13 protein-coding genes are annotated in these 13348 nt (G+C 38.5%); 12 read left to right on the forward strand and 1 reads right to left on the reverse strand.

Annotated elements, in window-relative coordinates:
- The first annotated feature begins 3 nt into the window (after nucleotides 1–3).
- The 12 genes from IGJ90_RS04990 (at nucleotide 4) to IGJ90_RS05045 (ending at nucleotide 12692) form a co-directional block, all read left to right on the forward strand.
- Nucleotides 4–1500 carry a carboxypeptidase M32 gene (locus tag IGJ90_RS04990; RefSeq protein ID WP_002419861.1) on the forward strand — a complete coding sequence of 499 codons (1497 nt, stop codon included), beginning with the start codon at nucleotides 4–6 and terminating at the stop codon, nucleotides 1498–1500.
- Nucleotides 1501–1532: 32 nt separating this feature from the next.
- Nucleotides 1533–2249: a DnaD domain protein gene (locus IGJ90_RS04995; protein ID WP_002382137.1), complete on the forward strand. Its 717-nt coding sequence runs from the start codon at nucleotides 1533–1535 to the stop codon at nucleotides 2247–2249.
- 14 nt (nucleotides 2250–2263) lie between these two features.
- Nucleotides 2264–2911 carry an endonuclease III gene (gene nth / locus IGJ90_RS05000; protein WP_002357985.1) on the forward strand — a complete coding sequence of 216 codons (648 nt, stop codon included), beginning with the start codon at nucleotides 2264–2266 and terminating at the stop codon, nucleotides 2909–2911.
- 173 nt (nucleotides 2912–3084) lie between these two features.
- Complete coding sequence (locus tag IGJ90_RS05005; RefSeq protein WP_002357984.1) at nucleotides 3085–3849, forward strand: GntR family transcriptional regulator, LSA1692 subfamily; 765 nt, start codon at nucleotides 3085–3087, stop codon at nucleotides 3847–3849.
- Nucleotides 3846–5144: a Sapep family Mn(2+)-dependent dipeptidase gene (locus tag IGJ90_RS05010; RefSeq protein WP_002396912.1), complete on the forward strand. Its 1299-nt coding sequence runs from the start codon at nucleotides 3846–3848 to the stop codon at nucleotides 5142–5144. Before IGJ90_RS05005 ends, IGJ90_RS05010 begins: the two co-directional genes overlap by 4 nt.
- 169 nt (nucleotides 5145–5313) lie before the next feature.
- On the forward strand, nucleotides 5314–6267 hold the full coding sequence (locus IGJ90_RS05015) for a N(4)-(beta-N-acetylglucosaminyl)-L-asparaginase (RefSeq protein ID WP_002361636.1): 954 nt from the start codon (nucleotides 5314–5316) through the stop codon (nucleotides 6265–6267).
- Nucleotides 6268–6286: 19 nt separating this feature from the next.
- Nucleotides 6287–6616, forward strand: coding sequence for a PTS sugar transporter subunit IIB (locus IGJ90_RS05020; RefSeq protein ID WP_002357981.1), 330 nt, complete (start codon nucleotides 6287–6289; stop codon nucleotides 6614–6616).
- An 18-nt stretch (nucleotides 6617–6634) separates the two neighbouring features.
- Entirely contained in the window at nucleotides 6635–7990 is a 1356-nt protein-coding gene (gene celB, locus IGJ90_RS05025; protein ID WP_002384702.1) for a PTS cellobiose transporter subunit IIC, read from the forward strand.
- Nucleotides 7991–8007: 17 nt separating this feature from the next.
- Nucleotides 8008–8502 (forward strand): GrdB-related putative oxidoreductase, encoded by a 495-nt coding sequence (locus IGJ90_RS05030; protein ID WP_438767688.1) that lies wholly within the window; start codon nucleotides 8008–8010, stop codon nucleotides 8500–8502.
- 60 nt (nucleotides 8503–8562) lie between these two features.
- Nucleotides 8563–11025, forward strand: a complete 2463-nt coding sequence (locus tag IGJ90_RS05035; protein WP_025186587.1) for a helicase C-terminal domain-containing protein — start codon at nucleotides 8563–8565, stop codon at nucleotides 11023–11025.
- A complete protein-coding gene (locus tag IGJ90_RS05040) occupies nucleotides 11022–11987 on the forward strand; it encodes an asparaginase (RefSeq protein WP_002357976.1) in 966 nt (321 codons plus the stop codon). Before IGJ90_RS05035 ends, IGJ90_RS05040 begins: the two co-directional genes overlap by 4 nt.
- A 21-nt stretch (nucleotides 11988–12008) precedes the next feature.
- Nucleotides 12009–12692, forward strand: coding sequence for an HD domain-containing protein (locus tag IGJ90_RS05045; RefSeq protein ID WP_279434896.1), 684 nt, complete (start codon nucleotides 12009–12011; stop codon nucleotides 12690–12692).
- 16 nt (nucleotides 12693–12708) lie between these two features.
- Here the strand turns inward: IGJ90_RS05045 and IGJ90_RS05050 are convergent, their stop codons facing one another.
- On the reverse strand, nucleotides 12709–13203 hold the full coding sequence (locus IGJ90_RS05050; protein ID WP_002357974.1) for a YajQ family cyclic di-GMP-binding protein: 495 nt from the start codon (nucleotides 13201–13203) through the stop codon (nucleotides 12709–12711).
- Nucleotides 13204–13348 lie beyond the last annotated feature (145 nt).

The following is a 13348-nucleotide window of genomic DNA, read 5'->3' on the forward strand; positions in this document are numbered from 1 at the left end:
AAAATGAAGGAAGCTGTATTTTTACAAGAAGTGAAAGAAATTCAATTACTAAAAAATGCCTTGACATTATTAGACTGGGATTCATCAACTGGGATGCCAGAAAAAAGTAGTCCTTTTCGAGGAGAAGTAGAAGGGTATTTAACCGGATTATATTTTGAACGAAGTATTGGCCCAGTTATTCAAGAAGCATTGGCCTATTTTGAGACACGCCCTGAAGAATTATCTGAATTAGGGAAACTGGTTTTTGAAAAAGTAAAAGAAGAATATGCTTTGAATAAAAATGTTCCAGCTGAACGTATGCAAGAATATGTTAAAGTATTAAACCAAGCACATACAGATTGGCTAAAAGCACGCGCTGCACAAGATTTCGGCTTGTTAGAAGAAACCTTAACGAAGGTCGTTGCGTTCCAAAAGGAGTTCATTCCTTATTGGCAAAAAGAAGAAAAAACACCGTACGATGTGTTATTAAATCAATTTGAACCGGGGATGACGGTTGAGAAGCTAGACCAAGTATTCGACCAAGTAAAACAAGGGATTCAAGAAATTCGGACCGTTTTAGCGGAAAAAGGTACGCCGCCTAGAACTGACTTTTTATCTAGAAAAATGACCAAAGAACAACAACGCCGTTTTGTGATTGGTGTGGTTGAACAATTAGGCTATGATTTTTCAAAAGGCCGATTAGATGATACAGTTCATCCATTTATGACAGCTCTAAATCGAAATGATGCGCGGATTACTACGCGCTGGGAAGAAAATAATTTCTCAATGGCAACATTTGGTGTGATTCATGAAGCGGGTCATGGGATGTACGAACAAAATTTTGATCCTAAATTTGACTTTACGCCACTAAGCGAAGGTGCCTCTATGGGGATTCACGAATCACAATCGCTCTTTAATGAAATTATCATTGGTAGCAACCGGGCTTTTTGGCAAAAACAATACCCGTTTTTCCAAGAATGCGCAGAAGGCACTTTTGATGATATTACTTTTGAAGATTTTTATGCTTCTTTAAAAGAAACGAAAGCAAGTTTGATTCGGATTGATTCCGATAGTCTCACCTATCCTTTGCATATCATTATTCGTTATGAAATTGAAAAAATGTTATTTAATGGTTCTTTGGAAGTCGCTGATTTGCCAAAAGTGTGGAACGAAAAATACCAAGAGTACTTAGGCGTCTCACCTGGAAATGATTTAGAAGGTGTCCTTCAAGATGTTCATTGGTCTGGAGGTAGCTTTGGTTATTTCCCATCTTATGCCTTGGGTTATATGTACGCCGCGCAACTATTTCACGCAATGAAACAAGAATTATCTGTTGATGAAATTTTAGCTTCGGAGGATTATTCTGATATCCGTAAATGGTTAACACAACATATTCATCAGTACGGCGCTTCACGTAAACCAAATCAATTAATTTATGATGCAACGGGGGAAGAATTGAATCCTAGTTATTTAATTGATTATATGAAAGCTATTTATTTTGATGTTTATCATGTGCAATAAGTGAAACAAGCAAGGGGAAGTGGACAACAACAATGTTATCAATTCGTGAATATTTAGAAGCTGGTGAAACAACGATCTCAAACTTACTATTTGATCATTACCAAAAAATTGGTTTGAAAGATGATGAATTTCTCTTTTTACTGCAACTTTTTCGTTCGCAAAATGCAGGCGATTTATTTCCAGACTTAATGGCGATTGCAGAGACGATGGGTAAAACGCCAGATACGATTTATAAGTTATTAAATCAATTGGTTTCTCGCGGTTTTATTCGAATTGAAACACAACAAAACCAAAAAGGTCAAATGATGGATACGTATGATTTACTGCCTGTTTTTCAAAAGATTCAATTATTTTTACAAACGAGCAAAGAAAAACAAGTTGTCGCAAACCACGAAGATGAAATTAAACAGCTTTACCAAGGCTTTGAAAAAGAATTCGGACGTCCACTTTCACCAATTGAATTAGAAATGATTGGTCAGTGGTTGAACACGGACCATTATTCCCCTGAGTTAATCCGGTTAGCGTTGCGAGAAGCCGTTTTAAATCAGGCGTATAGTTTGAAATATATTGATCGTATTTTACTTGCGTGGGAGCGTAAAAATATTACCACCAAAGAACAAGTGGCTGCTGATCAGAAAAAACGAAAAGATTCTATGATTCAAAATGAGATTGAACAACAAGGTCAGGCACAAGAATCGTTACCAAAGGTTACATTACACAATTGGTTAAATCCAGAAGACAGTGAATAAAAAGGAGGTGGGCCATGCTATCAAAAGAGAAAACAATGGAAGCTATTGAAATTATGTATGAGATGTTTCCAAATGCAGAATGTGAATTAAAACATAAGAATCCTTTTGAATTATTAATTGCTGTGATTTTAAGTGCGCAAGCAACCGATGTATCGGTAAATAAAGCGACTCCTGGTTTATTCGCAGCTTTTCCAACACCAGAAGCTTTAGCAGCTGCGCCGGTGGAGGAGATTATTGCTAAAATAAAAACCATTGGCTTATATCGCAATAAAGCAAAAAATATTAAAGCGTGCGCACAACAACTTTTAGAACGTTTCAATGGAGAAGTTCCGCAAACCAGAGATGAACTGGTCAGTTTACCTGGCGTGGGGAGAAAAACAGCCAATGTAGTAATGGGAGATGCTTTCGGCGAACCGGCTTTTGCAGTAGATACACATGTGGAACGAGTGTCCAAGCGCCTTAGAATTTGTAAGCTAAATGCGAATGTTACTGAAGTTGAGCAAACCTTAATGCGTAAAGTTCCGAAAGAACTCTGGGTGAAAACGCACCATACCATGATTTTCTTTGGGCGTTATCACTGCCTAGCAAGAGCGCCTAAATGTGAAGCCTGTCCGCTACTCTATATGTGTCAAGAAGGCAAAGAACGGATGAAAGGGAAATAACATATTTTTTTCCTAAAAAAGCGAGCCACAAGTCCAACCAACTTGTGGCTCGCTTTCTTTTTTGATTTTTAAGAAACGCAACAAATGATTGCGGTTTCTTAAAAATTGATTTAGTATAGACAGTGTGGTATATACTAGGAAATTTATTTTTTTGAAGAAAGATAGGCGATGAAATGACAGAAAATGCACCCAAATTTAAGCAAATTTCTGCAGAAATTGAAAAGAAGATTCGAGACGGTCTGTATGTAAGTGCACAAAAATTACCTTCAGAATATGATTTAGCTAAAGAATATAACTGCAGTCGCTTGACCATTCGTAAAGCGATTGATGATTTGATTCGCAAAAATATTTTGGTAAAACGACATGGTAAAGGTAGTTATGTGATGTCACAAGCGAAAATTCAAAGTGGTCGCGCTGGCTTACAAGGTTTTACTGAGGCAGCCAAAGCTTACGGGAAAAAAAGCCAGACAGAAGTCATTTCCTTTGAAGAAGTAGTACATCCCGCTGAGAAAATTCGGGAGGCGCTCCAAGTAGGCAAAAATGAGGCAATTTATGAACTGATTCGCCGCCGAATGTTAGACGGCGAGCCAATGACAGTTGAAAAAATTTATTTGCCACAGGCATACGTACAAGGCCATACGAAGCAAGACTTCGAGGGCTCTCTTTTCTGCTTAATCGAGAAGAACGTCGAGATTGCTTATTCGCATCAAGAAATTGAAGCAATCTTAGTTGAAGCGGAAATTTCAGAATTATTGAATGTTCCTGTGGGCCAACCACTTTTACAAGTCCACTCTATCACCTATGCGCTTGATGCAACCCCCATTTTATATGATGTCTCTTTATATCGAGCAGATCGGTACACGTTTAAAAACACACTGACCCGCTATAGCCCGTCTGAAAACAACCAAGTGGAGCTAGGAGGTTCTTGGAACGAATGAAGATCAAAGAAGAAATAGCCGCTCAAAAAGATTTATTTTATGAAGACTTAAACAAAATTATGGCGATTCGAAGTGTGAAAGGGTCGCCTAAAAAAGAGGCACCTTTTGGCGAAGGACCGAAAAGAGCCTTGGAAGAAACGCTGAAACTGGCAGAGCGTTATGGTTTTCAAACTGGGATTGTCAATGACGCAGTTGGCTATGCGCAATGGGGAACAGCGGAAGAATATCTGGGAATTATTGGTCATTTAGACGTAGTACCAGAAGGTTCTGGTTGGTCAGTGCCGCCCTTTCAATTAACGAAAAAAAATCAACGTTTGTATGGTAGAGGAATTCTAGATAATAAAGGTCCTATCTTGGCTTGCCTGTATGGAATGAAATTACTGAAAGAACTTGGTTACCAACCAAAGAAAACCATTCGCTTAATGTTTGGCACGGATGAAGAAAGTGGGAGTGGAGATATCCCCTTATATTTAGAGAAGGAAAACGCACCCGTTTTTGGATTTACTCCAGATTGTAAATATCCAGTAGTTTATGGGGAGCGAGGGATTGTTAATTATGAAATCACAACGACCATCCCAGATGATTCAAGTGAACAAATTGGTCAGATTATGGGTGATCAAGCAAAAGACCATGTGCCTGATCAATTAAGTGTGGTGATTGCGGGAAAAACAACGGCAATCACGGGAAAACGTGCTCCTTCCAATGCGCCAGAACTAGGCAAGAACGCGATTACTTTATTGGCACAGAAAATTAGCGAGGAACAGTTAGTCAAAGGAAATTTATTACAGTATTTCGACTGGTTAACCGCTAGTTTTCACGAAAAGCACTATGGCGAAGGAGTAGCTCTGGACTTTAAGGATCAGGATAGCGGGCAATTGATTTTAACGCCCTATGCGTTGGAAAAACGAGGACAGCAATTGGTGTTATCATTGGCCGTGCGTTATCCTGTTTCTATTACAGAAAACGAAGTAACCACGCAGCTAACGAAGGCACTATTTCCAGAAAGTGAAGTGACCGTCATCCGCCGCCTCCCTAGTACGCTGTTTCCAAAAGATGAGCGCAATGTTCAAAAACTAACCAAGGTTTATGAACAAATTACTGGCTTAGATGGGACGCCAGTTACAACTACCGGTGCTACGTATGCTCGCTTTATGCCGAATATCGTTGCTTTTGGTCCATCATTTCCTGGTCAAAAAGGCATTGCGCATAACCAAGATGAATATATGGATGAAAAAGATTTACTGCTTAATCTGGAAATCTATATGCAAGCGATGATTGCATTAACAGAAGCGTAAAACCAATAGAAGATACACGTATGAGAAGAAGCCAATGTGTTTCGTAGAGGTCGCATACGTGAATCTTTTATTTTTCTGTTTAAAATTTCATTTTCAGTATATACAAAAAAGTATATACTAGTTTATAATGGTGGAGAAATGTAAGCGTTAACGAAAGGGCGGATGGAAAATGACTTGGGGTGCAATTGCGACATGGCGGATGGCACATGATGGGTTACTAAAAGCTACAGAAGAATTGCAACAAGGAGGTGCTGCAGGCACGGCCGTGGAACAATTAATTAAAGAAGTAGAAGACTATCCTTTTTATAAGTCAGTGGGCTACGGCGGTTTACCTAATGAGGAAGGGATTTTAGAAATGGATGCTGCCTATATGGATGGAGACACATTTGCAATTGGTGCTGTGGCAGGAATTACAGATGTTAAAAATCCGATTTCAGTGGCTAAAGCATTAAGTAAAGAGAAGTTTAATAGTTTTCGTGTTGGCGCAGGTGCAACGAAATATTCAATGTTGCACGGTTTTGAAAGAAAGAATATGTTGACAGAACGCGCTAATCAATGGTGGCAAAAGCGTTTAAAAGAAATTCAGGAAAATCAGTTGAACCCCTATGATGGGCATGATACTGTCGGCGCTATTACGTTAGACCAAACAGGATCAATGGCAGCTGGCACTTCCAGTTCGGGACTCTTTATGAAAAAAGCAGGACGTGTTGGTGATTCACCACTATCAGGTTCTGGTTTTTATGTTGATAGCGAAATTGGTGGTGCTGCGGCTACAGGATTAGGTGAAGATTTAATGAAAGGCTGTCTTTCTTATGAAATCGTCCGTTTAATGGGGGAAGGGCGCTCGCCACAACAAGCATGTGATCAAGCGGTCTATGCTTTTCACGAAAAATTGACCCAACGTTATGGGAAAGCAGGAGCTTTTTCACTGGTGGCCATGAACAAACAGGGAGACTGGGGCGTAGCTACGAATGTGGAATTTACTTTTACGGTTGGTACTGATATGCAGCAACCAGAAATTTATATTGCAAATCCAGGCAAGAATCATACCACAGAGATTCAGCCGATTTCACAAGAATGGTTAGCTGCCTATGAAAAAAGAATCAAAGCACCAATTGAATAAATGAGGAGAGTGAAGGAACATGAGTAAAAAACAAATTTATCTTTTTTGTGATGCAGGAATGTCTACAAGTATTATGGTGAATAAAATGATGGAAGTGGTTGAAAAACATCAAATGCCTTTAATGATTACTGCTTTTCCTATTGCAAGAGCACAAGAAGTGGTTGAAGCAGAGAAGCCTGTTGCTATTTTATTAGGACCACAAGTCCGTTTTTTATTAGAAAAAACAAAAGAACAATTTGCTCCTCAAGGGATTCCTGTCGCTGCAATTGCGCCAGAAATTTATGGCATGATGGATGGCGAAAAAGCATTGAAAGAAGCGCTGCGGTTAATTAAGCAAAATAAAAAATAATAGATAGGAGTGACGACCGTGCAAAAATTTTTGGATTGGTTAGAGCGCGTATTGACCCCTTTGGCAAAAGTGATAGGAGAAAATAAGTATTTAGTAGCGATTCGTGATGGCTTCCTTTTATCAACGCCCTTGTTGATTGTTGGTTCGGTCTTCTTATTAATTGCTAATTTTCCTTTGCCACAATGGGATACTTGGATGTCTCATTTGCTTGGTAAAGACTGGGCGACAATGATGTCTGTTCCAGCTAGTGCTAGTTTTGATGTAATGACCATTCTGGCCGTTGTCGGTATTGCCTATAGTTTAGGGAAACAATTCAATGTGGATGCAATGCAAGCAGGAATTATCGCATTGGTTTCATTTTTTATTGTAACGCCTTATCAAACATTATTTACACCGGAAAATAGTTCAAAGGTTTATGAAGTTACTAGTTTACCTTTAAAATGGATGGGTTCCAGTGGCTTGTTTTTAGGAATGATTGTCGCATTAATTGCGACTCGTTTATTTGTGGCCATTGTTCGTAAAGGGTGGACAATAAAAATGCCAGAAGGAGTGCCACCAACAGTGGTTAAGTCTTTTGAGGCCCTGATCCCGAGCTTTTTAGTTGTTACTCTCATGTTTTTAGTCAATTGGCTGGCTGCTTTAACTCCTTATGGTAATTTACAAGATGTTATTTTTGAATTTCTACAAACGCCCTTATTGAGTCTTGGTAATACCTTAGGTGCAATGAGCATTGCTTATTTATTTTTACACTTCTTTTGGTTCTTTGGCATTAACGGAGGTAGCGTGGTTGGCGCAGTCTTTAATCCTGTTTTGCGGGCATTGTCTGTTGAAAATTTACAAGCATTCAAAGACGGCCATGAAATTCCCAACATCATCACTGGACAATTTCAAGATATGTTTGCAACATTTGGTGGCGCCGGTTCCACACTCTCATTAATCATTGTGATGGTCTTATTCTGTAAAAGTCAACGAATTAAAAAGCTTTCGCAACTTTCACTAATTCCTGGTGTTTTTGGGATTAACGAACCAATCATTTTTGGGTTGCCAATTGTTTTAAATCCAATCCTTTTAATTCCATTTGTCTTAGTACCCGCAATTAATATTATTATTGCCTATTTTGCTATGGATTGGGGCTTAGTTCCATTGACGAATGGTATTCAATTGCCGTGGACGACCCCACCAATTATCTCAGGATTTTTAGTCAGCGGTTGGCAAGGATCAATTCTGCAAGCTCTCTTATTGGTACTAGGAATGTTCATTTACTATCCTTTTATTCGAGTTATGGATGACCAATATTTACGTGAAGAATGGAAAGCACAAGAAGAAGAGAGTGAAGAAATTGATTTTGATTCCTTTGACTTTGATGATTTATAAATAAGGAGGAAATAGGCGTGAAAAAAATCCTTTTAGTCTTAAACCACAGTTTAGCAGGATTTGGCAGTGATGAACAAGCTCAGCTGAAACCAAGTGGTAAAAAAGCTCCCTTAGGTCCAGGGGTAACATTGCTACCATTTTTACAGAAGCAAGGAGCGGAAATTGTTGCGACACTTTATTGTGGTGACCAATATTATTTGGAAAACGAGGAAGAGGTAGCAAAGAAATTTATTGGCTTTGCAAAAAAGTTTCATGCCGATGCGGTTCTTTGCGGACCTGCCATGCATTATCCTAATTTTGGAGAAATGGCTGCTCGTCTAGCTTGTAAGTTTAATGCTGCGGGCATTCCTGCAATTGCAGCGATGGCAGAAGAAAATCCAGCAGTCAGTCACTATTATCAGCAAGTGCCAATTGTGAAGATGCCCAAAAAGGGTGGCATTGGTTTAAATAATTCGTTTAAACAAATGGCGCAATTGGTCGTGGCAAAAGCAAATGGAAAAGAAACCAAATAGTTAGAAGAAACAAGTTGTTTTTAATTGTTGATAATGTAAAGAGAAATCCAGAATGAATGCATGATTGTGTTCGTTTTGGATTTTTTGCTTTTGTTTAGCGAATGTATGTTCTATAATAGGGAGGCAGATAGGTGGGATTACGTGAAATCAACGAGAAAAATTGCGGTTCGTCAAGTGGTCGAATTTATTTTAAGGCGGGGAAGTATCGATTCTCGCCATGTGAGTGAACATACACCACAAGAAGGTAGTCGCCTTCATCGAATGTTGCAAAAGGAAGCGGGGAGCCTTTATCAAAAGGAAGTATCTTTAAAAATTGAGGTGCCTTTAAATGGCCATAATTATTGTGTAGAAGGTCGTGCAGACGGCATTTTTGTGAAAGAAACTGGGCAAGTGGTCATTGATGAAATTAAAACATCCGAACCAGCGTTTGAAGAATTACCGCCAGAAAAGGTCGAATTGTTTTGGTATCAAGCGATGTGTTATGGTCACATGTATTGCCAACAAGAACAAATTTCTGAAATAACGCTTCAACTCACTTATTATCAGACCACCACAAAACAAATCACACGACAAGAACGCCATTTTACAGAAGCTGCATTAGCGGAGTTTTTTACTGATTTGATGAAGCGCTATGAACAGTGGGTAATTTTTAAAGAAGAATGGCGTATTTTGAGAAATAAATCATTAAAAAATCTTAGTTTTCCTTACGGGGAGTATCGCAAAGGGCAACGAGAATTGGCGGTAGCCGTCTATAAAACAATTCTTAGTAAACAGCGGCTCTTCGTGGAAGCACCAACTGGAACAGGCAAGACAATGTCCACTCTTTTTCCAGCGATGAAAGCAATTGGTGAAGAAGAAGGCGAACGGATTTTTTATTTAACAGCTAAGACCATCACGCGGCAAGTGGCTGAAGATGCCGTCAAAGCGCTGTCCGAAAAACAAGCGCAAACTAAGAGTATTACGTTAACAGCAAAAGATAAAATTTGTTTTTTAACTGAACGAAATTGTACACCAGAACATTGCCCGTTTGCTGACGGCTATTATGATCGTTTAAATGAGGGACTGTGGGATTTATTGCAACATGAAAATCATTTAACGAGAGAGGTTATTGAACGGTATGCACAAAAGCACCAATTGTGTCCATTCGAGTTGTCGCTAGATGCAAGTCTTTGGTGTGATTTAATTATTGGGGATTACAATTATCTATTTGATCCAACGGTTTATTTACGGCGCTTCTTTGAAGAACCCCAAAGTGCAGAAGAGAATATTTTTTTAGTGGATGAAACCCATAATTTGGTTAATCGTTCACGGGAGATGTATTCGGCCGCTATTTCTAGGAATGCGGTTTTGCAAATTCAAAAAAGATTGCAAAAAGAATCTGTTCAATTAAAAAGAGCTTGTCAAAAAGTCTTAACTACGTTTGATGATATTGAAGCAATCTGTGAAGAAAAAGACACGGATTTTTTTGCCCAACGCGCGCCAATTGATTCATTAGTTAAACAGATACATCGATTAACAGAAGTAATTGCAGAATGGTTGCCAGAAAATCAACACATTGAGGAATTGGCGTCGATTCTCAGTTTTTATTTTGATTGTTTAAGTTATCTTCGAATCAGCGAGTATTACGACAACGGTTTTTATACGTCTATTTCTTTGCGAAACTATGACTGCGTTGTGAAACAATTTTGTGTCGATCCGGCTTATTTATTGTCACAACGATTAGATAAAGGGAAAGCGAGTATCTTATTTTCGGCAAGTTTAACACCTCTGAATTATTATCAAGAAGTGCTTGGTGGAGGTGAAGAAAGCCTACGTTATCGGATTCCGTATCCTTTTCCAGAAGAAAATCAATTGTTGATGATCGGTAGTCATCTTCAAACAACCTATAAAAACCGTGAAAAAAGTTATCCACAGATTAGTGAACTTTTAGGGAAGTTAAGTGAAACAAAAACAGGTAATTATTTAATTTTCTTCCCTTCTTATGCCTATATGGATGATGTCTATCAAGTATTTAGCCAACGTTACCCGCAAGTAAAAACTCAAATTCAGGGAACGGACTTAAACGAAAAAGAGCGAGAAGCATTTTTAGCTGAATTTAAAGAGAATCCTCAAGAAACTTTCATCGGTTTTTGTGTTTTAGGTGGTATATTTTCAGAAGGAATTGACTTGAAAGGTACCCGATTGATTGGTACGATAATTGTTAGTGTCGGGCTACCACAAATGAACCCGGAGCAAGAACTGATTCGCACGTTTTATCAAGAAGAGCGAGGGCAAGGGTTTCAATTTGCGTATCAAATTCCTGGTATGAATAAAGTCTTGCAAGCGGCTGGACGTGTCATTCGAGATGCGCGAGATAAAGGCTTTGTGTTGTTATTAGACGAACGATTTGAATTACCAAGTGTCCAGCGTTTCTTTCCGCCGCATTGGTTGGCGCATCGAAAGGCAAACACCAATGAACAACTCATTCAACAAGTGAAACAATTTTGGTTAAAAAATAAAGAAAACAAAGGAGGAAACAAATGAAGACCATTTTAGTCCTTCATACAGGTGGGACCATTTCCATGTCGAAAGTAGCAGGAGGAAGTGTTGCCCCGAATGAAAAAAATCCGTTGATGGAACAAGAAGCATTATTTTCTGGCAAGGTTCATTTAGTTGTCGAAGATATTTTTAATATTCCCTCACCACACATGACCTTAGAACGGATGTTTCAATTAAAAGAACGGATTCAAAAAGCTTATTCTGAACCAATTGATGGCGTGGTTATTACGCATGGAACAGATACATTAGAAGAAACAGCTTATTTTTTAGATATAACCTTAGAGAAAAAAATCCCCATTGTTTTAACAGGAGCAATGCGGTCAAGTAACGAAATCGGTAGTGATGGCTTGTATAATTTCATCAGTGCTATTTGGACTGCTTGTTCAGACGAATCGTACGATAAAGGTGTTTTAGTCGTGATGAATGATGAAATTCATACGGCGCGTTATGTGACAAAAACACATACAACGAACGTAGCGACGTTTCGGACGCCAACTTTTGGACCAATTGGAACCATTGCGAAAGAACGTGCTTTTTTTGCGAAAGAGGTCTTACCGCAAGAAGTTTGCGATGTTTCTTCTGTGAAAGGAAATGTTCACGTAGTGAAGGCCTATGCGGGGATGGGTGAACGAATGTTTGAATTATTAAACACCCCAGAAACGGATGGGTTAGTAATTGAAGCGTTAGGTGCGGGTAATTTACCGCCAGAAACGCTCCCAGCATTACAAAAAATGCTAGACAACGGGATTCCAGTCGTTTTAGTTTCTCGTTGTTCCAATGGCATTGCTGAAGATATCTATGATTATGCTGGTGGTGGCGTTGGCTTGAAAAAAATGGGGGTCGTTTTTGCCCGTGGTTTAAACGGACCGAAAGCGCGGATTCGTTTAATTGTTGGTTTAAACAGCGAAAAAAATCCTGCAGAGTTAAAAGAATTTTTGGAACAGTAACTAATTTTAAGGAGAAAATAAATGAAGCTGTTTGAACGCATTCATCAAGATACTGAAATTCGACAAATTTATGATGCAATTGGTCAAATGGAAGATGAAGAAGCTGGGTGGGCATACCACAATTGGTTTCATGTAACCAATGTCGTGGCCATGACGGAAATGATTTTGAAACAACTTGCTGTTTCAGAGGAGTATTTAGAAGCGGCAAAAATTGCGGCACTGCTCCATGATGTGGGTGCGCTACAAGGAAAAGCAGGACATGCACTTCGTGGGAAACAATTTGCAGAAGCATATTTTCGTAAGCAAAAGATTTGTTTGCCTTATCAAGAAGAAATTTTATCTTCTATAGAAAATCATAGTAACGGCTTTGATTCGGAAGAGTTAATGACGCTAGCGCTAATCATTAGTGATAAATTAGATATTACAACCTCTCGTGTTGCAAAGGCTGGTTATTTTGTACCGGGAATGCGGCAATTTCAATTTTTAAAGAAAATTGAAATTATGCTTTCAGAACAAGAGGTTTGTGTCTCATTTACGGCAGAAGAAGAACTGGATTTAGAAGAATTAAATGCGTTTTATTTTATGCCAAAGGTCTTCAAAGCAATTGCCGCTTTTTCAGAAAAAATCCAACGCCGACCAATCGTTTTATTGAATAATCAAGAATGGCCGGTACCAAAACCAAAAAATCCTTCAACTGTTCATTAACAGTTGAAGGATTTTTTTAGCGATAATTATTAAACTCAAGAGCCATGGGTAAATCTAATTCTCGTAAAAGAGCCATGACTTTTTGTAAATCATCCCGACTTTTTCCAGTTACCCGAATTTTGTCTTCTTGGATTTGTGACTTAACTTTAATCCCAGAGTTTTTGATAGCTGTGTTGATTTTTTTCGCATTTTCTTTATCAATACCACTGATTAAATCACCATATTGGCGAGCGGTACCGCCTAAGGCTTTTTCACTTTCTGAGAAATGAATATTTTTAATCGGAACATTGCGTTTGACTAATTTTCCAAATAAAATATCCTTCACTTGCTCGACTTTATAATCATCTTCAGCTACGACTACTAGTTTATCGTTTTCCAATTTAATATCAGCAATTGACCCTTTAAAGTCAAAGCGATTTTTCAATTCTTTCAAGGCAATTTGAATTGCGTTTTTGACTTCCTCCATATTGACCTCTGAAACTACATCAAAACTTGCTTCTTTTGCAGCCATGTAAAAACCTCCTAAAATATTCTTTGCTTCATCATATCATGAAATAGTAAAAAAGGTTAGGCTAGAATCATTTTGAATAGAGAAATAAGAAGATCAATTTTTAGGGATATCTTCCCGCATTCTTTCATGGAAACGTTGCAAAAAA

Origin of the sequence: Enterococcus sp. AZ129, from assembly GCF_051714505.1 — a bacterium.
GTDB lineage: Bacteria > Bacillota > Bacilli > Lactobacillales > Enterococcaceae > Enterococcus > Enterococcus faecalis.

Excerpts from the sequence above, each read along its gene's own strand:
- IGJ90_RS04990 (WP_002419861.1), top strand. The coding sequence starts at position 4 with ATGAAGGAAGCTGTATTTTTACAAGAAGTGAAAGAAATTCAATTACTA.
- IGJ90_RS04995 (WP_002382137.1), top strand. The coding sequence starts at position 1,533 with ATGTTATCAATTCGTGAATATTTAGAAGCTGGTGAAACAACGATCTCA.
- nth (WP_002357985.1), top strand. The coding sequence starts at position 2,264 with ATGCTATCAAAAGAGAAAACAATGGAAGCTATTGAAATTATGTATGAG.
- IGJ90_RS05005 (WP_002357984.1), top strand. The coding sequence starts at position 3,085 with ATGACAGAAAATGCACCCAAATTTAAGCAAATTTCTGCAGAAATTGAA.
- IGJ90_RS05010 (WP_002396912.1), top strand. The coding sequence starts at position 3,846 with ATGAAGATCAAAGAAGAAATAGCCGCTCAAAAAGATTTATTTTATGAA.
- IGJ90_RS05015 (WP_002361636.1), top strand. The coding sequence starts at position 5,314 with ATGACTTGGGGTGCAATTGCGACATGGCGGATGGCACATGATGGGTTA.
- IGJ90_RS05020 (WP_002357981.1), top strand. The coding sequence starts at position 6,287 with ATGAGTAAAAAACAAATTTATCTTTTTTGTGATGCAGGAATGTCTACA.
- IGJ90_RS05035 (WP_025186587.1), top strand. The coding sequence starts at position 8,563 with ATGATTGTGTTCGTTTTGGATTTTTTGCTTTTGTTTAGCGAATGTATG.
- IGJ90_RS05040 (WP_002357976.1), top strand. The coding sequence starts at position 11,022 with ATGAAGACCATTTTAGTCCTTCATACAGGTGGGACCATTTCCATGTCG.
- IGJ90_RS05045 (WP_279434896.1), top strand. The coding sequence starts at position 12,009 with ATGAAGCTGTTTGAACGCATTCATCAAGATACTGAAATTCGACAAATT.
- IGJ90_RS05050 (WP_002357974.1), bottom strand. The coding sequence starts at position 13,203 with ATGGCTGCAAAAGAAGCAAGTTTTGATGTAGTTTCAGAGGTCAATATG.